At 54.9% G+C, this 21,599-nt stretch carries 14 protein-coding genes; 3 read left to right on the forward strand and 11 right to left on the reverse strand.

Going from position 1 to position 21,599, the window contains the following annotated elements:
• Positions 1–152: 152 nt before the first annotated feature.
• The 8 genes from WMW72_RS28490 to WMW72_RS28525 form a co-directional block, all read right to left on the reverse strand.
• Positions 153–2,012, reverse strand: coding sequence for a cyclic nucleotide-binding domain-containing protein (locus tag WMW72_RS28490; RefSeq protein ID WP_341418983.1), 1,860 nt, complete (start codon positions 2,010–2,012; stop codon positions 153–155).
• 77 nt (positions 2,013–2,089) lie between these two features.
• Positions 2,090–2,686: a hypothetical protein gene (locus tag WMW72_RS28495; protein ID WP_341418984.1), complete on the reverse strand. Its 597-nt coding sequence runs from the start codon at positions 2,684–2,686 to the stop codon at positions 2,090–2,092.
• 153 nt (positions 2,687–2,839) lie between these two features.
• The gene (locus tag WMW72_RS28500) at positions 2,840–5,269 is read right to left on the reverse strand and encodes an EAL domain-containing protein (protein WP_341418985.1); all 2,430 of its coding nucleotides are present in this window, start codon (positions 5,267–5,269) and stop codon (positions 2,840–2,842) included.
• Between the two features lie 235 nt (positions 5,270–5,504).
• Positions 5,505–6,053 (reverse strand): GNAT family N-acetyltransferase, encoded by a 549-nt coding sequence (locus tag WMW72_RS28505; protein WP_341418986.1) that lies wholly within the window; start codon positions 6,051–6,053, stop codon positions 5,505–5,507.
• Between the two features lie 132 nt (positions 6,054–6,185).
• Positions 6,186–7,442, reverse strand: coding sequence for an Nramp family divalent metal transporter (locus WMW72_RS28510; RefSeq protein WP_341418987.1), 1,257 nt, complete (start codon positions 7,440–7,442; stop codon positions 6,186–6,188).
• Between the two features lie 215 nt (positions 7,443–7,657).
• Positions 7,658–8,320, reverse strand: a complete 663-nt coding sequence (locus WMW72_RS28515; protein ID WP_341418988.1) for a FusB/FusC family EF-G-binding protein — start codon at positions 8,318–8,320, stop codon at positions 7,658–7,660.
• 256 nt (positions 8,321–8,576) lie between these two features.
• Positions 8,577–10,262 carry a DUF6138 family protein gene (locus WMW72_RS28520; RefSeq protein ID WP_341418989.1) on the reverse strand — a complete coding sequence of 562 codons (1,686 nt, stop codon included), beginning with the start codon at positions 10,260–10,262 and terminating at the stop codon, positions 8,577–8,579.
• A 233-nt stretch (positions 10,263–10,495) separates the two neighbouring features.
• Positions 10,496–11,662: an acyl-CoA dehydrogenase family protein gene (locus WMW72_RS28525; protein WP_341418990.1), complete on the reverse strand. Its 1,167-nt coding sequence runs from the start codon at positions 11,660–11,662 to the stop codon at positions 10,496–10,498.
• A gap of 204 nt (positions 11,663–11,866) precedes the next feature.
• On the opposite strand from WMW72_RS28525, the gene WMW72_RS28530 reads away from it, so the two are divergent.
• From WMW72_RS28530 to WMW72_RS28540, 3 genes are all read left to right on the forward strand, one after another.
• Complete coding sequence (locus tag WMW72_RS28530; RefSeq protein WP_341418991.1) at positions 11,867–13,282, forward strand: hypothetical protein; 1,416 nt, start codon at positions 11,867–11,869, stop codon at positions 13,280–13,282.
• A gap of 203 nt (positions 13,283–13,485) precedes the next feature.
• Positions 13,486–14,061, forward strand: coding sequence for a class I SAM-dependent methyltransferase (locus tag WMW72_RS28535; RefSeq protein WP_341418992.1), 576 nt, complete (start codon positions 13,486–13,488; stop codon positions 14,059–14,061).
• Complete coding sequence (locus tag WMW72_RS28540; RefSeq protein WP_341418993.1) at positions 14,058–14,663, forward strand: DedA family protein; 606 nt, start codon at positions 14,058–14,060, stop codon at positions 14,661–14,663. The genes WMW72_RS28535 and WMW72_RS28540 overlap by 4 nt, the downstream gene beginning before the upstream one ends.
• Positions 14,664–14,885: 222 nt before the next feature.
• On the opposite strand, the gene WMW72_RS28545 is transcribed toward WMW72_RS28540, so the two are convergent.
• From WMW72_RS28545 to WMW72_RS28555, 3 genes are all read right to left on the reverse strand, one after another.
• Positions 14,886–17,627, reverse strand: a complete 2,742-nt coding sequence (locus tag WMW72_RS28545) for an alpha-mannosidase (RefSeq protein WP_341418994.1) — start codon at positions 17,625–17,627, stop codon at positions 14,886–14,888.
• Positions 17,628–17,910: 283 nt separating this feature from the next.
• A complete protein-coding gene (locus WMW72_RS28550) occupies positions 17,911–20,688 on the reverse strand; it encodes an alpha-mannosidase (RefSeq protein ID WP_341418995.1) in 2,778 nt (925 codons plus the stop codon).
• 22 nt (positions 20,689–20,710) lie between these two features.
• Positions 20,711–21,535, reverse strand: a complete 825-nt coding sequence (locus tag WMW72_RS28555) for a carbohydrate ABC transporter permease (RefSeq protein ID WP_423227613.1) — start codon at positions 21,533–21,535, stop codon at positions 20,711–20,713.
• Positions 21,536–21,599: the final 64 nt, after the last annotated feature.

Consider the following 21,599-nt stretch of genomic DNA (forward strand, 5'->3'; position numbering starts at 1 on the left):
TGTCGACACCTTCCCTATTTTTCAATTGTTATTAATTCCGATAATATTCATCAACTAAATAAGATTTAATCTTGGATTAACGTACCATTTTCCGTTCATGGTCGTCAATCGTCCTCTGATAGAAGTTTTCTATGAAAAATTAAGGTTTTCTATTAGATCTCCACATTCAGCCGCAGCGCTTGTCCGCAGCGCGGACAATAGCGGGTGTCGGGCGGACATAATGTACCGCATGCCTGGCAGGTCAACATCCGCGTGCTCTCTGCGGTCACTGGCTCCTCCGCCACAGTCCGGTCCGCACTAAGCTCCGGATTCAGTGAGGTCAGTGCCTGCAGCTCTTCCTCCGAGCCGGTGCGGATCAGCCGTAGCAGCAGCATGATCCCCGCCGCTCCGGCTGCCGCCATGACGGCTATCCTCAGCAGCCCGCTCGCAAAGTGGTAATCCCAGAGCGTGTGCAGCAGCACGGCAGCAGCCAGCAGGCCCGCCATCTTCATCAGCGCGGCGGCTCTGCCGCCTCCTGGGCTCCTGCGTAAGCCAAGCCATATGCCGACAGCAGCGATCGCCGTCCATGTGCCATGCCCGAAGGGAGAAAGCAGCCCTCTCATCCACAGAACCGCGAGCATGCTTCCCGTAGCGCCATCCCCCAGGAAGTTCCAGCCATAGATCACACTCTCGATCGCGGCGAATCCCATCCCGGCAGAGGCGCCGAAGACGACAGCGTCCATCTTGAAGCGCTGCTTCCGGCCTCTTAAGAAGAAGTAGCAGATCAGCAGCTTTGAAGCTTCCTCGATCAATGCGACGGATAGCGGCAAGTGGAGCTGCGAGAAGGCTTGTCCGTCCGAAACGCTGCTGAACAGCCACCGCTTTTCCACGAAAAGAGCCAGCGGTCCCGCAATGACGGCGGATGCTAGGAATACGCTAACCAGGCGTGTTAAGCGGAAGCCGAGCAATTGTGAGCTTCTCGCATAAGCGACGAAAGTGACCGGCCCCGCCATGCCACCCACGAGCAAAGCCGCATACACCCAGAACCTGCCGCCCAGCCAGATCGCCAGCAGGGTTGTCGCGAGGAACAGACCCCCCATGAGCAGCAGCACATCCACCCAACGCTGGCGGTTGGCCAGTCTCGTCAGCGGCTCTGACGGAGCTGGACGACCGATAGCAGGTGGCGCCTTGGAGCCGTCCTTATAGCCGTCTCCATCTGTCCATTGTCTCGCTGCAGCCTCTGCCAGATCGGGCATACGGATGCCCAGGGCCGACAGGAACTGCCGCTTCACCGGCTCGTATTGCTTCAGAATAAATCCAAATTCCTCCTGGCCCATAGACAGAAGCTGACCCTCCTCGAGCGCCGTCACCGTAGCCGTCCGCGGGACACCGGCCAACAACGCGATCTCTCCGAAATAATCGCCTCGTCCGAGCACCGCGACCCGCTTGCCACCGATGCGGACCTCGAAGCTGCCGGAGCCCACGGTATAGAATTCGCGGCCCGGCTCTCCTTCCCGCACAATGACCTCACCCGGCTTGACCTGACGCAGCAGCGAGATTTCGGCAAGCCCCCTCAGCTCCGAATCGGGAATCGACGACCAGATGGAAGCCTTGCTCAACAGACCGTGTATACCGCGGATTCTCGCTCCATAGGTGAGGCTCTCGTGGAAGAATGGGCTGGATGCCGATAAGGATTGGAAGGCATCCCGGTCCAGCCGAAGAGCGTCGACCGGTCCCGCAGCGCAGACCGTTGCCGTTCTTGGCTCCGTGGAGAGCAACGCGATCTCGCCGATCAGAGCACCAGGGCCCAGCGTAGCCAGCTGAACGCTGCGGCCGATCAGGCTGCGGGCCATAACCCGGACCTCGCCTGACACGATGAAGAAGCAATCGGTGCCGTCAGCGCCTTCTTTAATAATCGTCTCCCCATCCCTATAGCTCACGGCGCTCATCGTCGCGGCCGCGACCGACAATTCATGGTCCGGTACGCCGTGCAGCAGCGAATGCCCTCGCAATATATCTACGATATTGGCCATGTGCGCGCAACCTCTCTACATGGAAAAAGGAACCCGCCATAGCAGATTCCAGTTCCGTTTTCCTTATTATATATCCTCTATCTCATATTGCCAATGATACTGCTGCGGCTATCCTGCATCTTTTTGACGAAATTGGTCATGACGTCAAATGCCTCGTTGCGCTTGTTGCTCATGCTTTGCAGCCGGAGCATATCCATCTGCTGGGAATTATTTGCCGCATCAATCTTCTGCTTAAGTTCTTGAATCATGGAATCCATCTCCGCCGCATTGAAGCTCGTTTTGGAAGCATACTGGATCAGATGCATCTTTACCTGATCATGCAGACCAGCGGGCAAACTGTAAGGAGCCTGGCCCGTGCGCTGAACTCTAAGCTCATTGAGCAGTGAATTGAGCTGAGCCATTTGAGTATTACGTTCTTGCACCGCCTTGATCTGCTCCTGAAGCTGAGCATCCAGCAAGCGGGTACGCTCACTTTGGACAGCCATCAATGCCGTTTCGATATCCATGCTAGCGATATTTTGCCCATTGATGCCGCCGATTGCATTATTCGTTGCCCCTTGACCGATGGCTTGCTTAACTGAGCTGTATGCCGTGTCGTTGAGCATAATGCCGGCTCCTGCGGCTACGCCCAGGATGAGAGCTCCGACCGTGGTGGCGATTGATTTTTTATTCATAGATAAGTCCCCCCGAATCCAATGTCCTGCATTTGCCATGTTGGCTACGAGAAATAGAATAACACAGGTTGACCTGCATTACTGTAGCGCCGCACACAAAATGACAACATTTTCTCGGGTTGCCCTGGACTACCTCTCAATCTCCCTGTCCCGTTAAGCCAACCCCCGCTGTGGAGCGAAGAACGCCTGCTCAACATCAACAGCCGATAGAGGCCGGCTGTAATAATAGCCCTGGATTTCCTTGCAATCGTTGTACATCAGAATATCGAGCTGCTCCTTCGTCTCGATCCCCTCGGCGATAACCTCCATATCCAGATGCTGAGCCATGGAGATGATCGTCGCAACGATCGCTTTGTCATTTTTATTGCCGGTAATATCCTGGATAAAGGATCGGTCGATCTTCAGCTTGTGGATCGGGAACAGCTTGAGATAGCTGAGCGAGCTGTAACCCGTTCCGAAATCGTCCAGACTGATGCGAATCCCGATTCGCGTCAGCTCATTGAGAATCTGAATCGACACGGCCGGGTCCATCATCATGCTTTCCGTAATCTCCAGATCCAGATATTTGGGCTCCAGACCCGTTTCGTCCAGAATATCGCGGATGTAGGCGACCAGATTGCTCTGGTGGAACTGCTGGGAAGAGAGATTGACGGATACCGGGATCAGAGGACCTCCGCCCTCATGCCACTCCCTCATCTGGCGGCAAGCCTCCCGCAGCACCCAAGTTCCGATCTCACTGATCAGACCCGTCTCCTCGGCTATGGGGATAAACGTCCCTGGCGAAATAATCCCCTTCGACGGATGCCTCCAGCGGACCAGCGCCTCTACGCCGATCATCATGCCATCCTGCGCCCGGATTTGAGGCTGATAATGCAGAAACAGTTCTTGCCGCTCTATCGCTTTGCGCAGCTCACCTTCAAGCTCGATTTTTTCCTGCAGCTTGTTATTGAGCTCGCTATTGTAAAACTTATAGCCATTCTTGCCCTTCTTCTTCACCTCGTACATGGCAGAGTCCGCGTTCTTCAGCAGCTGGGTGGAATCTTGTCCATGCTCCGGGAACATAGCGATGCCAATGCTCGCCGTGACGTAGAAGTCATTTTCCTTCAAGCGATAAGGCTTCTGCAGCTCGGCAATGACCCGCTCGGCGAGCCGGGAGGCCTGTTCTTCTTCCGCCCCCTCGACCAATAGAGTGAACTCGTCGCCGCCCATCCGGGCCAGCACGACGTTCTGGCCCTCCAAGCTCCTGCTGATTCTCTCGCTCATCTCACGCAAGAAAATATCGCCATAGGTATGGCCCAGAGAATCATTAATATTTTTAAACCGGTCGAAGTCCATCACCATCACGGCAAAGCTCGCCCCGCGGGGCCTCGCTTCCTCGAGAGCTTGCTCCAGATTCTGGTTGAATTTCCGCCGATTCGGGAGCCCTGTTAGCTCATCGTGAAAGGCCAGATGATGAATGCGTTCCTTAGCCTGTTTTTCTTCCGAAATATCGCGGATAATGATGTACTGTCCCACCATATCTCCCTCGATCTCAAGCGGTACATTCATCACGTGCAGATCAAGCTGCTGTCCCGATAGAAGCTGAATTTTCGCCTCGAAGCTGTGCTTGGCCCCATTCGGCGAGTTCAAGAGTTCCTGGCTCCGGCAGTTCTCACGGCCTATGGCCACATCGATGAATTCGGCCAGCGGCCGGTTGACAAAAGCCCTTCCGTCGACGCCCGCAATACGGGAGGCAGCCGGATTGATCGCAAGAACGCGGTGATCGAGATCGACAGTAATAATCCCGTCCTTGTTGTTGTCGTATAGCGACTTGTACATATTTTCGTTCTCGATAATGACCGATTGCTGCCGTTCAAACCGCCGGGACAAAAACACACCCAGCAAGGAGAAGCCCAGTGCGGCCAGGGTGCCAAAGGCGATGACATAAGCCAGCCATTTCGGATCGAGGAGGATGCCGGACGATGATGCAGATTTTTCCCCCAGTTGAAACTGCGCAGCGTACATCCCCGTGTAATGCATACCGGCAATGGCGGCTCCCATCAGCAATCCGCTGCCAAGCTTCTTCCATACCTCCCCCTGCTTGCCTCCCCTGCGGAAATAGGAAGACAGGGCCAGGGCCGCCAGCGAAGCTGCCACGGCGATAAAGACAGAGAGTCCGACCAGTCCGGGACGATAGGTGATATCGATCTGCATCGCATCCATGCCGATATAATGCATAGCCACGATGCCGGCAGCCAGCATCAGACTGCCGCTCAGCCACTGCACGATGGTAACCTGTGCCCGGCCCACGATCAGCAGCGCGACCCAGGATGAAGCGATCGCCGCGACGACAGAAAGCGCAATCTTCATCACATCGTAGGCGACGGGGAATGGCAGCGAGAAAGCCAGCATGCCGACAAAGTGCATAGACCAGATCCCGAGGCCCATAGCCGCCGCTCCTACTGAAACCCAAATCCATCGGCTCCTTCCGCGAGCGCGACCCAGATTGCCAGCCAGACTAAGTACCGTATATGAGGTTAAGACTGCCACTATATACGAAAATACAATGAGCTCCATGTCATAGGAGCCGTGAACATGTTCCATCGATTTCCCTCTCCTCGTTTGTCTGTCATTCTATCATATTCCATTTGGCCTAAAATCCAAAGTAAAATTAGGTCCGATGACTCACCTTCTATTATATCGGGACGTTCTGAAACTTTTTTGAAACGGACTTGAATAGGACACAATCGCCTGCGATCTATTAATTATTATGGAAAAAAGCCACTTTTAGCAAGTGGCTTGATTGTAAAATATTTAATGATCTAGGGCCCGAGATTGATTATGACTTACTTCTCTTGAAATCCCGGTTGACATGAAATAACACATGCTTATATAAAAGACTGCCTTTCTCAACTTTAGGGTGATCAAATGTTTTCATAAAGCTCATGCCGATTTTTTTCATGACGTTTTTCGAAGGAGCGTTCAGATCAGCTGTAAAACTATAAACGTCAACAAAGCCCAAGCTGTTAAATCCATATTGTAAACAAGCCTCTGCTCCCTCCGTTGCATACCCTTTTCCCCAGGCTGCTTTTTTCAGTCGCCATCCAATTTCTATACACGGTGTAAAATCTGCCTCGAAGGTTGCCCTACGAAATCCAATAAATCCGATAAATTCTTTATTTTCTTTTACTTCCACGGCATACAACCCATATCCGCATGCTTTAAACTCGGAAACAATAGATTGATAGAACACATGGGTTTCTTCGGCTGATAAAGTTTTAGTAAAATAAGTCATCACCTCTTCGTCGGCATTGAGTCGGCTAAACGGTTCTAAGTCCGTTTCTTCCCAGTCGCGCAGCTGCAGTCTCGCTGTCTCCATATAAATCATGCTCGCACCCCCATGTGTCCGTTACCGTTTCATATTCGGCTCCGTATTTTTATCTTCCTTGTGAATAAGGATATCTCTTCTAATGTAACATGAGCAAATAAAAAAAGCTTGATCGCTCAAGCTTTTACACAATTACAGATTAAAGACCAGGAATACGTTCAACGCAATGACGATGGCTGAGATGATCCAGCCTAGCGTCGAGGTGACGCGATGATTCACCAGACCGCCCATAATCGACCGGTTGCTCGTGAACAAAATCAAAGGTATAAGTGCAAAGGCAATACCAAAAGATAAGACGACCTGGCTGACAATCAAAGCCTTGGTAGCATCAATCCCGAGCAGGATTAGCGTGAGCGGCGGGATCGTCGTAATCGCCCGGCGAACGTATAGATTAATCCGTCTCTTGATGAAGCCCTGCATCACCACATCCCCGGCCATCGTGCCGACCGACGCGCTGGATAGACCTGCGATCAGTAGGGCCAGACCGAAGCAGACAGCCGTAGCAGGACCGGCCAGGACGCCGAACTGCTGATAAGCGACGATCAGATCGTCAACGACCACACCCTGCTGATGGAAAAGTCCCGCGGCGACAACGACCATCGCCATGTTGACTGCTCCGGCAATGACCATCGCCAGGATAATATCGATAAATTCCCATTTGAAGATTTGTTTCTTCTCCTTCTCATTCCGCCCAACGATGCGGTTCTGCGTCAGCGAGGAATGCAGATAGATCGCATGGGGCATAACCGTCGCCCCCAGCATGCCTGCGGCCAGCAGCACGCTGTCTACGCCTTCGAAGCGGGGCGTAAGTGAACCGATCACGACAGCTCCCATATCGGGCTTAGCGACAAAGATCTGGAAGGCAAAGGCCAATACGACGATCAGCACCATCGCCGCGATCCCGGCCTCCAGGGAACGGAAGCCCCGGCGCTGCAGCTCCAGGATTGCGAAGGACCCGGCGGCTGTAATCAGCGCAGCCATCAGCATCGGGATATCGAACAGCAAGTACAGACCGAGTGAAGCGCCGATAAATTCAGCCAGATCCGTAGCAATAATGACAAGCTCGCTCTGTATCCACAGGAAAATGGACACTCCCTTCGGGAACCGTTCCCTGGCAATTTCAGGGAGATTCCGGCCGGTCGCAATGCCGAGCTTGGCAGATAAAGATTGAATCAGCACGGCCATCAGATTCGATACCACGACTACCCATAACAACAGATAGCCATATTGAGAGCCTGCTGTCAGATTCGTCGCAAAATTGCCGGGGTCCAGATACGCTACCGCTGCAATAAAAGCAGGCCCAAGGAATGGCAGCAGCCGTTTCATTCCTCTTGTATCTCCACGGAGCACCGAAGCCGCGGCCATTGTTGTTTTGTCATGTTCAGTCATGCGGATCCCTCCAAGAAAAGTTGCTTGTATGCAAAAAAATTAGTATCACACAACTTTTGCTTTGATTATAATCCCATCCTTTAGAAATGTAAATGTTTGATTTTAAAATTTTCAGTGGTTTATTTATGTGTAAGTTGGAAGCTACGCCAAAAAAAGAAAAACGCATTCAGGCCCGTTTCCGGCCCGAATGCGTTCAGTATGAGCTTGTTCGTCCATTAAGATGCAGAATATCCCGTCACTTCTCGAATGAATTTTTCCAGGACGGTGACATCCGTAATGTTCTTGTTGCATACGTGACTGTCTACACATACATAATTGCCAATGGCTTTATAATAATCCGATGAAGCGTTGGCAGGCTTTGTTTTCGTAACCGCTGTGAATAACGCAAGCTCTTCGTGCCGGTTGCACAAGAAGCATACACCCTTATTCATCGGTGTAAATCTGCCTTCGATACCCATGAACTGTCCGTTCAGAGGATAGACGAGAAACATCTTATTGACCGCAATGTCGACCCAGCCCAGATAAGTGGTGCGCCGGTAATCGATCTCGCTGAGATCAGGTATTTTCAATTTCTTAATTTTAGGAAAAAGTTTATTGAGCTGCTTTCCCGTTACTTGCCCGAAGTCCGTCAAATAAGGCTCGAGTGCCTGCAAATACTGCTGGAAATCTTCCGTCGTCTTCAAAGTCGAAATCTGATCCAGCTGCTGCTTTTGGAGCTCTGTGGCTTCCGGGAATGCTTCTGAAATTTTATGTTGAGCACTGTATCTAACCGATTCCACGACTTTCGGATCGGACACGGTCTGGCATGCCTGCTGCAGCAGACCGGCTTGTTTCTTAATAACGTTATATTGATGGTTTCTAATGAATGGTGTAACCATTGCTTTCAGCCCCTTATTATTTTAATGAAGAAAATAAGGTGCAAAGCCCATTATTAGAAACGATATAAGCTATTTACGGGCGATCAAATCATTGATCATCTCCGCCCACGCAAAGTATCGCCCCTAGTTAGGCTTTGCATGAGCTGTATCGAGTCGCGGCAAATTGATTTGCCATCTTTACCGACCACCTTTCATGTCTCATTATAAAAGCTATCGCGCTCAGCCGCAAATCCTAATTCTCACAGCCGTACCTGCTCTACCTCGCGGCGAGCTCGGCCAGCGCGCTAAGGGGGGCTTTCAGCTTCCCTTTCTTCTCCTTGCCAGCCAAGGCTTGAAGCTTATCAGCTCCGCCCCAGATGATATCGATCACATGCGCAGCCTCATAGCCCTCACAGGTCTGAAGACTGGCCGCGAGCGCCTGCAGATTGTCTGCGGATTTCCAAGCTGTGCGCTCCTTCAGCTTGACCGAATCTGTACAGCCCAGCAAGCAAGCCGTCAGAGTCGGGATCGTGTCTGGATTGACGCCATACTTCTGCGCCCATGCCAGTGTGAACCGATCCTGTACCGATTGATGCTCTCGGTCCAGCAGTGCCATATATTCCCTCACGAGCGGAAAATACTCAGGATCTGCAAGTCCCAGGCCGAATACCGCGTAGGTGCCGGGCATGCCATTTTTCTCTCCCTCTGTATCGCCATACCATTCGAATTCCGCCATCGCCAGTCTGGCGTAAGCCTCCAGCTTCGGATGCAGATCGGGATACTGCAAAGCATTGGCAAAGAAAGAATGGGTCTGGCTTCTAGCCAATCCCTTGATCGGCAGGTAGTGCTTCGTCGCAGACTGGCACTGAATCAGATAGCTCTTCGGGAAGCCGCTGCTAAGCAGACGGATGATGAAATCCAGCGCCTTGGCGTAGCTCTCGGCCGACTCTCTCAGGATCTTGACCGTGATCGTCGCAAACACATCATGTGCCTTGCAGGTAACATGCTCATCCTTGTAGCCGATTTCCTCCGGCTTCCAATCGCCGCTGCCTTCCTTGACTATACGCGCTGCACGGTCGCTGCCTAATTCCTTTGCCCGGTCCAGATAGCCGAGACCGGTGCTGCGGCTATAGTTGGGCTCATACTTCAGGATAAGGATCGCCGTAAACAGCAGCAGCTCCAGCGCCTGCTCATCTGGCTCAGGCGCGGTCTGAGACTCCCGGAGCTTATACTCCTTGCGGTGCCATTCCTTCGCATGAATATCGTAATAAAGCGGAAGCAGACCGTTCTCTACCCAGCTCCTCAAGGCACTGATTATATGATGGCGGTGCTGGAGCACGCTCTCCCTGTTTCGCTTGTTCATCTCGACGATCCGTTCATAAATCTGGATGAAATCCTTGGCCGTCAAGTCCGGGTACAGCTCCGGATTCACGAGATGCCTCGCCAAAAAGAACGTCTCCAGCTCATCGGTTGGTATAGCGCTTGGGGGCTCCATCAGCTTGCTCTGAATGTATGCCTCGATGTTTCCAAGAAGCTGCTGCTTCTTGAGCGGACTCACGACCCTTAGCAGCACCATCCGGCTGATCCCTTCGCTTGTCCAGAACGTGCCGTGAACCGTAAAGGCAAAGTCGAGCAGCGCCGTCTGCTGCCGCGCTTCGATGAGGGGCCGAAGCCGCCGATCAATACGAGGCTGCAGCTCCTCCACGAGCTGGGCGTCCGTCAGACGGTTGGGCTGAGGCACACCCCTATATTCAACCTCAGCTATGCTGAAATCAAAATCCGAGGAGAATACCTCGATGCTTCCTTGCTTGTATTCGATACGGACAAAATCATAAATGCCCGCCTGTAAGGTCGTACGCCCGGCTATCACATCGGCATCTCTGATGCTGATTTGTTCGAACCATTGACTGATCGCTGACGCAATATCGTCCGATATGACATCCCAGTCCAACTCCTGCTTCATCGCGAGCTGTCACCGCCTATGTGTCTAAGATGTAGGATTGCTCTACTTCCCGCCGAATCTATGAAAGCCTTAAGCAATAATAGTTTATATTATCGAAAAAATACGCATAGGACAACACTCGCAATCGCTAGAGTCCGGGAAAACATCACGCATGACAAAAAGCCGCTGCCGTGTTGCCTCGCGGAACACGACAGCGGCTTACCTGACTCGAATTCTCCCTGTTTATCCGGATGTCATTCGCCCAGCGCCCGCTGGGCCAGCTGCCGGATGGCCGCATCCTCCATCGGGGGATTATGCAGCCCGAACCGGACATCCCGGTACATCCGCTGCAGGGGGTTCGAGGCGGCCAGACTATGGGCGCCCACGATGCGCATAGCCTTGTCCACGACAGACAAGGCCGTCTGGATAGCAACAACCTTGATCGCTGCCAGATCGGGCGCCGCCTGTGCATGATGCTGCAGATGCTCCTGCTCCCAGCGCCCAGCCAGGCCATACAGAGAATGCCGCGCGGACGACAGCTCCAGCTCGATCTGCCCGATCAGCTGCCGGACATGCGGAAGCGAAGCGATCGGCTTGTCCAGCGAGTTGGGCTGATACTTCTGGGCAAAGCGGAGCGCTTCCTCGCGGGCGCCTAGCGCTATTCCCAGATAGGTAGCGGGAATAAACAGCATATAAGGAATCGGCTCTGAGAGGGCCGATACATCCGATCTCTCGAACAGCTTGGCTTCGTCTGGAACGGCAACGGCTTCAAGCACCAGCTCATGACTGCCCGTCCCCCTCATCCCTACCATGTCCCAAGTAGGTTCGACTGACAATCCCGGAGCCTCCCTCGGGATCAGGAATTCCGAAATATGCTGAGCCTCCGTGTCGAAGGCCGAGATAATGAAGTAATCCAGTGCCGGGGCCAGTGATGCAAACGTCTTGCGTCCAGTAATTCGATAGCCTGAATCCGTCCTCTCCGCCCTGGTCTGCGGAATGCCTCCCCGTGACGGGCTGCCGGTAGCCACCTCCGTCTCTATGCGGTTCACTAGCGCACCCCGCTCCAGCACGTCACGACACAGCGCGGCGAATACCCGGGGCTCCCGCACCCGGGTTTGGGTGAAATGCATCGTAAACATATGCCAGCCAATCGCCAGTGCTATGGAGGCATCTCCTTGGGCGATACGTTCTTGGTATAGCAGCAGGTCTGTCAGTGTGATCTCCGAACCTCCGAATTGCCGTGGGACTGTCAGTACTGGATAGCCGATCCGCTTCAGATCGGCCACCAGGCTGTAGTTGAAGCCGTTTGTCTCATCGGCCCTTCTCGTTTCCGCCGCATGCCTATCCACCACTTCGCCGATGCGGCGAAGCCAGTCCTTCTGCGTATCTGTCGTTGCAAACCAGTCTTGTATGGAAAACAAGTATGCCTACCTCCCATTTATCATTTATTACTAGTTATTCGATGCATTTAATATGAATTAAATCATAGCACGAGTTCCTTATTTTGTATATTTCTTCCACTCCGTTTTCATTCTAATTTATACTCATGGGATGAAACTTTCCATGCCTGCTCTTCGTCAAATCTTCAATAGCTTTGCATTCTCTCGAAGGAAAGGCGGTTACCTATGCGGAATTCTTATGTATGGGCGTTGGCCTCAGGCCTCATGCTGCTGCCGAGCGTCGCTCAAGCTGCGTATCCAAGCCCACCGGCAATCTCCCTTCAGCGGGAGACTCCTGCGTATGAAAGTCCTTGTGTATGCGGGAAGCCAGTGCTGGGCATCTCTCCCCAGCTGATCTACATCACGGATTCTTTAGTGCCGCCAGAGAATGCCGCTACGAACTGGTACAAGGTGGCAACCTGGCAGGGTCAGAAATGGATTCAATTGCAGGAAAGCGACTGGACGGGCCAACAGGAGCCGGATAACTCCCTTCTCGTCCTGCTTCGCTCTGCAGCTCTGTACGATGAACCTCGGCTTTCCGCCAAGAGAGAGGATGCCATCGTGGCTCAAACCGTGCGTGTTCAAGCGAGAGTTGGCGAATATTTTCAGATTGATACCTGGCTCGGTCCCAAGTGGATTCGGCACAGCGACGCTATGCTGTTCGACGTTCAGGCTGTCGATGAGCCGCTTGTACTCCAGTCTGCAACAGCTGTCTTCGAGCTGCCGGATGCTGCCTCCAGACAGGTCACGGAGCTCTCCCCGCAAACGGTGCAAGCCTTTGAGCGGTCCGGAGCATGGGTACATATCCAAACCTGGCTGGGTCCCATGTGGGTGAATCCGGCCATCGCCCAGCCTGCTGCCGCTGTTCCGGCAGAAGCAACCATCGAGCTGACCAGGCCGGTGAAGCTGTTCCGGTACCCTACCTTCGAATCCAGATCACTAGGCACCCTCGCTCCTCAATCCGTCCAGGTCTTCGAACGTTCGGGCGGCTGGGTTCGGATTCACAGTGAGTGGATGGGAGATGTATGGCTGTACCCCATGCAGCCGGCAGGCTCTTATCAGGAGCCCGACCCGGTAATACCGGTTATAGTCACCGGTGGATGGAACTCGACTATCCGTGAAATCGGTGGGATCGGAGGCAGAGAAGCCCCGCTTTCCGTAGAGCTTGGCTTCCAGGGCTTCTCTTATGATCCAGAAGCACAGAAAATGCTCTTGAAAGCCGGAGACACCCTTAGTCTGGACGCTCATCTCTTTAATGTTACGCAGAATAAGCTGGAGCTGACCACTCCCGTCAGTCTGCGGATTGAGATCGGACGCGTGACCGGGACGGATATCAAGCCTGTCTGGCAGGCGGCACTGCCGGTATTTACAGAAAAGCTCCTTCCGGCCTATACCTTAATCAGCACGGATGAGAAGATCAGCTGGCAGCAGACGGATAGCCAAGGACTCACTCTGCCGGAGGGAGACTATGAGCTCCGGCTCTTGCCGCTCGCTCCCGTCACTTATTTCGCTGAAGGCCTGGAAGGTACGAAGGAGAACCCAAAAGAAGCGGAACTCCGCAATCATTACACGCGAATGCCATTCCGAATCTCGGCCCCCTAAGCACGAACAACTTTTCAAGCTCCGGGTTCCTTGGACTAAAGTCTAGGTAAGTCCCGGACCTTGGTCCATACTAAAACACAACTATAGGGCGTGTTACAATCACCGGATCTCTTTTATCATTAAGTGTAATCATGATTAGGAAGAAGATGGATAGATGTTGTCATTGATGGACATGATAAGGGGAATCCGGGAGGTTGCTTTCGATGTATACATTTGTTCAAGATAAATTGCTTTTTCTGCAAAAATTTATACAGTCCCCGAAGCAGATCGGCAGCGTTATTCCCAGTTCCAGACATCTGGCCCTGCGCATGCTCGATGCGGTGGATTTCAAGCAAGACTTGCATATAGCCGAGCTTGGCTCCGGCACCGGGGCTATTACCCAGCATTTGAACCGCATCACGACGCCGGGCTCCCAGGTCTTTCTATTCGAGAAGGACCCCCAATTGCGTGCCGACCTGGCCAAGCATTATCCGGGCTATCATCCTTGTGCGGAAGCAACAGGGCTCAGATCCGCTATTCAGGAGCGCGGAGTCGATCAGCTCGACTGTATTATCAGCGGGCTGCCCTACTTTAACTTTCCGCAGCATCTGCGGGACGCCCTGATGGAGCAAATCTCGGTATCCCTGAAGCCAAACGGCCAGTTTATCGCCTTTCAATACTCGCTTCAGATGAAGGAGCAGTTTTCGCGGTATTTGGAGGTCGAAGCGATTCAGTGGACCTGGATGAATGTCCCTCCGGCCTTCGTCTATATTTGCCGCAAACGGGGCAGCCAACAATGAACTACAGCGCCTTAAACGACTGGATCCAGCATCTGGGCTATGCGGCATTGTTCTTTGCCCTATGGCTGGGCATCGTCGGCATGCCGATCCCCGATGAGGTCATCGTCATGACCGGCGGTGCGGTTACTGCCACAGGCATGCTCCAAACTCTACCTGCCTTTCTGCTAACCTACCTGGGGGTTGTCACCGGCTTATCTATAGGCTACGTGCTAGGCACCTGGGTAGGAGCTCCTATTCTTCAGAAGCTCCAGCGTAAGAAAAATATGGGCAAGTACTTGGAAGCATCGCAGAACTTAATCCGCAAATACGGCAGCGCCGCCTTATGCTTCAGCTATTTTCTTCCCGTCATCCGGCATGTGGTGCCCTATCTTGTGGGGATCAATAAAATGAACTTCTGGCGGTACGCCGCCTATTCGTACACGACAGGCTTCGTGTGGACCTTGGTATTCTTCATGCTCGGACGCTTTGTTGGCAAGGATGTTCCAAGGATCGGCACCTTGATCTATCAATATGGCTTCTATGTCATGCTGGCCCTCGTCGCAGCTGCAGCCTGCTACGTGATCATCAGGCTCGCCCGCGGCTATGCGAGAGGAAGGCAGTAAACACCCTTACAGCCTGAGTCAAAAAATCGGACCAAGCTTGTGCCCGAGCGGCATGCAAGCTTGGTCCGATTTCATAGAAACGATCTTATTTTCCGTAAACCTCGATTCCCCATATATTATTCCACTTATTGACGTTGCTGCCGTTTTCGTTGTATTTCACGCAGCGGCCATACACTTTTCGCCGATACACCTCGATTGAAACGGAATAGATCCGACTCGTTCTCACTCATCTGCAGCTGCGCAAAGCGTCACTATCTCGGCCGGGCCTACAGACAGGGCAGCGTTCCCGGCAGCAGCGATCTGCTCCCCCCTCTCCTCGAGTATTCCGCTGCGGTACACATCGCCGAAGCGATTCCCCACAGTCAGGCTCAGCTCCTTCGGGCGATCGGTCATATTGAACCACCGGAACACGATATCTTCCCCGGGCTCGCTGATTTTGACCGCGGTGAGAGCCAGTCCTTCGCCCGACCACTCGGCAAATGCATGCTCCGCCGCCAGTGCGCCCGCTTGGAGCGGTGCCTGTACAACCGTTATCGGCAGCTGGTTCTGGTATGCCAAGGCAAAGGATTGCTCTCTGGCGCTGCCTGCGCCATGCGGGATGACGGTGTACCGGAACGTATGCGTGCCCGGACATTGGGCTTCGGGCGTGGGGAACACTCCCCAGTCACCGAGCTCACCTACCGCGCGGAGCAGCGTCACAGCGATCGTTCCGCGATCGTCCCGCAGCACCTCGTACTCGTTCAGCCCCAGGTTACCGATTGTCAGCCCTCCATGGTCCCCGCTGACGTTGACGAATGCTTGCTGATGCTGGCAGTGGCTCGGGTTAGTCCACTCCGCCGCAGGCACCGTGTCCCGCACGGCGACCTCGAAGACGGAGTCGACCCGGTGAACCGGCGACACAATGCCTGATGGAAACAGCACCCGCAGCCGGTGATCCTTGGCCGCATTGTCGAACGTTGTCTCCACCTGAAGCTGCGGGTCCCCGTCAGTCAGCAAAAGCCGCGTCGTGAGACGAATTGGAACAAACTTGGAGCTTCTGGCAGCCTCACGCTCCAGGAACGGAACAAAAGCCAGTCTCTCCTGCTCCAAACGATCATCTGCCCCTTCGGGCAATGACCATTCGTGGACGATCTCGATCGTTTGCCGGAACGGCTCGTTCTCCAGCCTGACGATTCGGGCCTCGAGTCCCTCGGTTGTCAGAGGCTCATCACCGTCGGGAGCTCTAAAGATATACTCGTTCCCGATATCTCCGCTATCCTCGTAGATCCCGAGGCCTGAGAACACCTGCCCGCTGCGCTTGTCTCTTACGGTGTAGGAGCCGTTGTCCAGCACGGTCACGCTCAGAAATTCATTCTCCAGCAGGCGCTCGCCGGCATGACCGTCTGTCAGACCCGCGAGCGTCCTCACATTACGTACTCCCGCCGCTGATTCCGGGACGAACGCATACGTACGGTAGCCGAGTGCAGGCACCTGCTCAGCTAACAAGGTCACGCGTACGACACGCGCCATGTAAGGCTGACGGAACCGGTCGTCCGGCAGGTCGTAGCCGAAGCGGACGCCTGCGTATTCGATCGTCGCTCGCGCTACCCGGCCTGCTGCATCGTATATATGACCCGTAAGCGGCCCTCTTGCCTCCAACTCGCGGACCGCTTCGGAGGCCGGGCGACCCTTCAATGATACCCGGTCAATCTCTAGGTCGACCGTGAGAACTTCGGTTTTGGCCCAACCGGTTGTATTGATCGCGAGGAAAGGCACGGCACCCGGAATTGCGGCGAAGGCTCCCGCCGTATCCACATGCCTGGCGATTGCTGCCTTGCTGCGGTCGATGATCTCCTCGGCAACGGCATCGCTCTTGGCGAAGCGGGTCATCATCTCGCGGTGCACCTCGTCCACACTGCAGCCGCAGATGCTGTCGTGGGGATGGTTCTGCATCAGCGTCTTCCACGCATAGCGCAGCAGATGATGCGGATACGCCTCGCCCAGCGTCGAGGCGAAAGCGGCCAGCGGCTCCGCTCCCCGCTCCAGCAGCAACTGCGAGCGCTGGTTGGCCTGCTTGATATACACACGCGCTGAGGCCGTGTTCACCAGCGTCCACCAGCCGTTCGTCCGCTGACTGCGCAGCTCGCCCTTCACCGTCGACAGCCGGTCCGGCAGCGACTCCTGCAGACTGCGGAGATAGTCGTCGAAGCTGGAGTGGATGAATTCGACATCCGGGAAGAGGCGGCGTGCCGTCTCCAGCGAAGCCGTCAGATCCGTCTGCACCGGCTGATGGTCGCAGCCATTCATGAAAAGCAGATGGGGCGTGGACGCATAGGTCTTCGCTTTGGCCAGGCGTTCAGTCCAGTAGTCTTGCGCTTCCACCTCGTCGACTGGGATTTCCATCCCGTTGTTGTACCAGTTGGCGAACAGGACACCCAGCACCTTGGAGCCGTCCGGGGACTCCCAGTTCAGCTCCGAGAACGAGGACTCGTAGTTGCCCTTCACTTCGTTATTGAAGCCGACCGGCTTCACGCCGCGTCCGAATACGGCCACGTTGATGCCTGCCTGCCGCAGCAGCTGCGGTGCCTGCCCCATGTTGCCGAACGAGTCGGGGAAATAGCCCAGCTTGGACACCGGCCCATACTCGGCCGCATCCCGATGCCCGATCTGCAGATTGCGGACATTGGCTTCCCCGCTGGTCAGAAACTCATCCTGCAGCACGTACCAAGGTCCGATGATCAGCCTTCCTTCCTGGATGTACTTCCTGAGCAGCTCCTTGTTCTCGGGGCGGACCTGCAGGTAGTCCTCCAGCACGATCGTCTGGCCGTCCAGGTGAAAGCTGTGGAACTGCGGATCGCGCTCCAGCGTTTCCAGCAGCGTGTCCATCAGTCTCACGAGCTGGACGTGATGCTTCTCATAAGGGAGATACCACTCCCGGTCCCAGTGGGAATGAGCGATAATATGGGCATAGGTTTTTGAAGTCATGTATAGGAGTCCTTTCCTTTTGGGCTTGGTCTTCGCTTGGTCTTCGCTTGGTCTTCGCTTGGTCTTCGCTTGGTCTTCGCTTGGTCTTCGCTTGGTCTTCGCTTGGTCTTCGCTTGGTCTTCGCTTGGTCTTAGCCGGTTCTTGGGTTTGTTTCAGGTCCCTGGTTCTTCGTTCTTTACGCTGCCTTTTTCGTTTTCATCTTCCATTTGACTTGCATTCCACTAGTCTTCCAACTTCTTAGCCTTTCTTCCCCCGCATGCTCCACCCAGACTCCATCTATCGGTTAACGCTCAAGCGGTAGCTCCACGGTTACAAACTGCTTCGGCCGCAATGCGATCCACACGCCAGCTTCCGTGAGCAGAAGCTCACGCTCGCGTTCCTCCAGCAAATTCACCAGGTAAGCTCCGCCAGAGGTGTGCTCGGCAGCATCCACGGCTACGTTTCCTTCAATCGCCTGTTCCTCGGGGTTCCACAGCCGGAGGATTAGCGAGTCGCGATCCTCCGCCATCTTCACCGCGCTTACTAGCATCCTCGGTTCGGACAACTGGAGAAAGGAACCGGTCAGCGGCAGCTTCGGCTTGCTTGCATTCGGATCTGGCCGCTCGAACATGCCTTCGATGCCTGGCTCCTGCACCCAGGGTCTGCCCGACTTCCAGCGGTCATCCTTCACCGGACGCACCACGCTGCGGATCGGATTGGCAAACTCCTCAGCCGCCAAGTACAGCTCGGCATGGGATACATCTGCGCCATGCACATGAACGCCATACGTAAACACGTGCTCTCCCTGCACCTGATGCCCTTCCTCCAGTCCGTATTCGTCAATCGCCCCCGGTACCCGGCGAGAGATCGAGCGTACGGCGCGGAGCAGCGTCAGCGTCAATCCTTCCGGGTCATGCGTATGCTCGTAATCGTGGAGCCCTTCGTTCAGCATAGCGATCCCGCCCGCTTCTCCGGTCAAGCCGACGAATCGCCAGTTCGGGTGCGTATTCCGGTCGCGCTGCCACTCCAGCGCATCCGGCCGGGTCACGACATCGAGCTGGCCACCTGCGCGGCATACCCCGGATGAGAACGGAACCGGGAACCGTACGCGAAGACGGTGGTCCTCGACACGGTTATCGAATCGAGTGTTGAATGCCAGCACCCGGGCCGATTGACGCAGGGTCACCTCGGTCACGATCGAGCACTCGCGGTACAGCTCCGAGCGCCGTCCGCCTTCCTCATCCGCCTCAATCGGCAGAGACCATGGAATGGTGATCCGGTACGATTGCTCCAGTCCGCCACCGGAGAGGCACTCGATCTGTGTGACCGCATCAGCCGTCGTCACCACCGTGTCGTTCAAGACAGGATGAGATACGTAGGAATGCCCGATATCCGAGTCGTCCTCGAACACATGCAGCCCCTCGTACGTCAGTCCTGTCACACGGTCTGTCAGTCGGATGGAGCCATTCGGAGCAATTTCAGCTCGCAGCCATTCATTCTCCAATACCGGCGGTCGGTTGGTTGGCATCACCTGTGTAGACAACGCAGACGATTCACTCGAGGCCGTAGAAGCAGAGACAGACAGGCTGCTCTCGATCCGTACCGGACTGTCCGCTTCCGTATTCGGAGCCTTCACGACCTCAACCCGATAGACAGCATAGCCCATCGCAGGTACAGCGTCCGCCTGAAACCGGATGCGATGGCGCGTGACCGGTATCGTCGTAGGCAGGTTGATCGGGCTGAGCATCCGTTTGCCCAGCTTGCGCCTGCCAAGCGTCTCATGAGGCACCTGTCGCCCTGATGCATCGTATAGCCGGATACCGGCATCTTCGCCGTCCTCCTGCAGTACATCCACGTCGGCTTCGACAAGATCCGTACGATCGCGGGAGGACGTGTGGTAAGCGAAAATCAGTTGGTCGTTATCGCCCATACCGGAGACGTCCACCTGACGGATCAGGCTCTGTTGACCTCGTTCGAGCAGCGCGTTCAGCACCTCATCCGACTGCCGGAAGCGCGCTAGCATCTCGTCATGCACGGCATCCCGGCTGCAGCCGCAGATGCTGTCATGCGGATGGTTATGCATGACCTTGCGCCAGGCGAAGGACAGGGCATCATGCGGGTAAGCCTGCAAGCCGAGCAAAGCATTCCAGGCGGCGACCGGCTCCACATACCTCTCGAGCAGATCCTGGGTACGCTGACTGGCCTGCTTGAGATAGACCCGCGCGGACAACGTCCCGTGCAGCAGGTAATACTGGTCGCCCTCGCGCAGCTCCCCGGTAACGCACGCCGGCAATTCCACCTCCTCGCGGACGCGTGCCACATACGATGCCAGGTCAGTGTGGTGAATAACGGTATCCTGACTGAGCAGCGGCCTGACCGCGCGAAGCGCCTCCGTGAGCGTCTCCTGGGCCTCCAGGTGATCGACGCCGTTCATCAGCAGCAGATGCTTCGTACTGGCGTAACGCTCACTTTTCTCCGCGATCCAGCCCAGCAAGCGGGCTGATTGCTCCGGCTCGACAGGCAATCGCTGAGCGTTGTTGTACCAGTTGGGCAGATGGATCGCGAGCACCGACGAGCCGTCCGGGGACGCCCATTCGAACTCACTTTTTCCGGCGTGTCCTTCCGGCTTATACCCCCGGCCGAGAATGGCATTGTCGATGCCAAAGCCGCGAAGAATCTGCGGCAGCTGGGAGATATGTCCGAACTGATCCGGTAAATACCCGATCATCATCGGATGCTCGGTCCAGCGCCGCGCATCCCGGATGCCATGCAGCAAATTCCGGATCGTCGCCTCCGCACTCGTCAGGAACGTATCGTTCTGCACGTACCATGGACCAATCCCAAGTCGTCCCGATCGGATATGCTGCTCCAGACGCTTCCGCTGCCCGGGCCGTATCTCGAGGTAATCCTCCAGAATAATCTGCTGGCCATCCAGGTAAAAATGCCGAAATTCCTCATCTCGGTCCAGCAGGTCAAGCAGATTGTCCACCAGCTCGACCAGCCTTAGCCGAAATTGCTGAAACGTTAAATACCACTCCCGGTCCCAATGGGTATGGGAGATGAGATGCAGGTGCCTTGTCATCAGGCTTCCCCCTTCACATTCGTTATTCTTTGACGGAGCCGAGCATAACGCCCTTGACGAAGAAGCGCTGCAGGAACGGATACAGCAGCAGGATCGGCACCGTGGCCACGATGATCGTCGCATATTTAATGGTCTCCTGGACGAGTCCCTTGTTCACATCGGCAACCGAGGTCATCATGGAGTCCGTACTGTTCGTAATCAGAATCTCCTGCAGCACGAGCTGCAGCGGGTACAGGTCCCGGGCTCTGAGGTAGATCAGAGCATCCATATAGGAATTCCAATGCGCAACACCGTAGAACAGCGTCATCACCGCCATGATCGGCAGCGACACGGGGATGAAGATCTGGAACAAGATGCGAAAATCATTCGCTCCGTCAATTCTCGCCGACTCCTCCAGTGCGATGGGAATCCCGGCAAATGAAGTGCGCATCACGAGCAAATTCCATGTACTGATCGCAGACGGAAGAATCATCGCCCATCTGGAATCGAGCAGCCCGAGATTTTTCATATTCAGGTAAGTCGGGATAAGCCCCCCGGAGAAAAACATCGTGAATACGATGCCCAGCATGATCGGTCCGACGAGCCGCACTCCCTTGCGGGATAGCGCATACGCCGCAAAGCTGGTCAAGATCAGATTCAGCGCGGTACCTACGATCACATAGATCAAGGTATTGAGATAGCCGATGGTGATCATCGGATTCTCGAACACGAGCTTATACGATTCGAGGCTGAATCCTACAGGGAACAGCAGCAGTCCCCGATGCTGGATCAGGTCGGCCGGGTCGCTGAACGAGGAGAACAGCACATACAGGAACGGATACAGCGTGACGGCTGTTAAGGCCAGCATAAGCAAGGCGTTCGACGCATCAAAAAAGCGTTCGCCCAAACTGAGTCGTATCTTCAAAGGTTTG

The organism is Paenibacillus filicis (genome assembly GCF_038070315.1).
GTDB lineage: Bacteria > Bacillota > Bacilli > Paenibacillales > NBRC-103111 > Paenibacillus_G > Paenibacillus_G filicis.

Bases quoted from the DNA above. Each gene is read 5' to 3' on its own strand.
- WMW72_RS28490 (WP_341418983.1), bottom strand. From the start codon at position 2,012: ATGGCCAATATCGTAGATATATTGCGAGGGCATTCGCTGCTGCACGGC.
- WMW72_RS28495 (WP_341418984.1), bottom strand. From the start codon at position 2,686: ATGAATAAAAAATCAATCGCCACCACGGTCGGAGCTCTCATCCTGGGC.
- WMW72_RS28500 (WP_341418985.1), bottom strand. From the start codon at position 5,269: ATGGAACATGTTCACGGCTCCTATGACATGGAGCTCATTGTATTTTCG.
- WMW72_RS28505 (WP_341418986.1), bottom strand. From the start codon at position 6,053: ATGATTTATATGGAGACAGCGAGACTGCAGCTGCGCGACTGGGAAGAA.
- WMW72_RS28510 (WP_341418987.1), bottom strand. From the start codon at position 7,442: ATGACTGAACATGACAAAACAACAATGGCCGCGGCTTCGGTGCTCCGT.
- WMW72_RS28515 (WP_341418988.1), bottom strand. From the start codon at position 8,320: ATGGTTACACCATTCATTAGAAACCATCAATATAACGTTATTAAGAAA.
- WMW72_RS28520 (WP_341418989.1), bottom strand. From the start codon at position 10,262: ATGAAGCAGGAGTTGGACTGGGATGTCATATCGGACGATATTGCGTCA.
- WMW72_RS28530 (WP_341418991.1), top strand. From the start codon at position 11,867: ATGCGGAATTCTTATGTATGGGCGTTGGCCTCAGGCCTCATGCTGCTG.
- WMW72_RS28535 (WP_341418992.1), top strand. From the start codon at position 13,486: ATGTATACATTTGTTCAAGATAAATTGCTTTTTCTGCAAAAATTTATA.
- WMW72_RS28540 (WP_341418993.1), top strand. From the start codon at position 14,058: ATGAACTACAGCGCCTTAAACGACTGGATCCAGCATCTGGGCTATGCG.
- WMW72_RS28545 (WP_341418994.1), bottom strand. From the start codon at position 17,627: ATGACTTCAAAAACCTATGCCCATATTATCGCTCATTCCCACTGGGAC.
- WMW72_RS28550 (WP_341418995.1), bottom strand. From the start codon at position 20,688: ATGACAAGGCACCTGCATCTCATCTCCCATACCCATTGGGACCGGGAG.
- WMW72_RS28555 (WP_423227613.1), bottom strand. From the start codon at position 21,535: ATGCTGGCCTTAACAGCCGTCACGCTGTATCCGTTCCTGTATGTGCTG.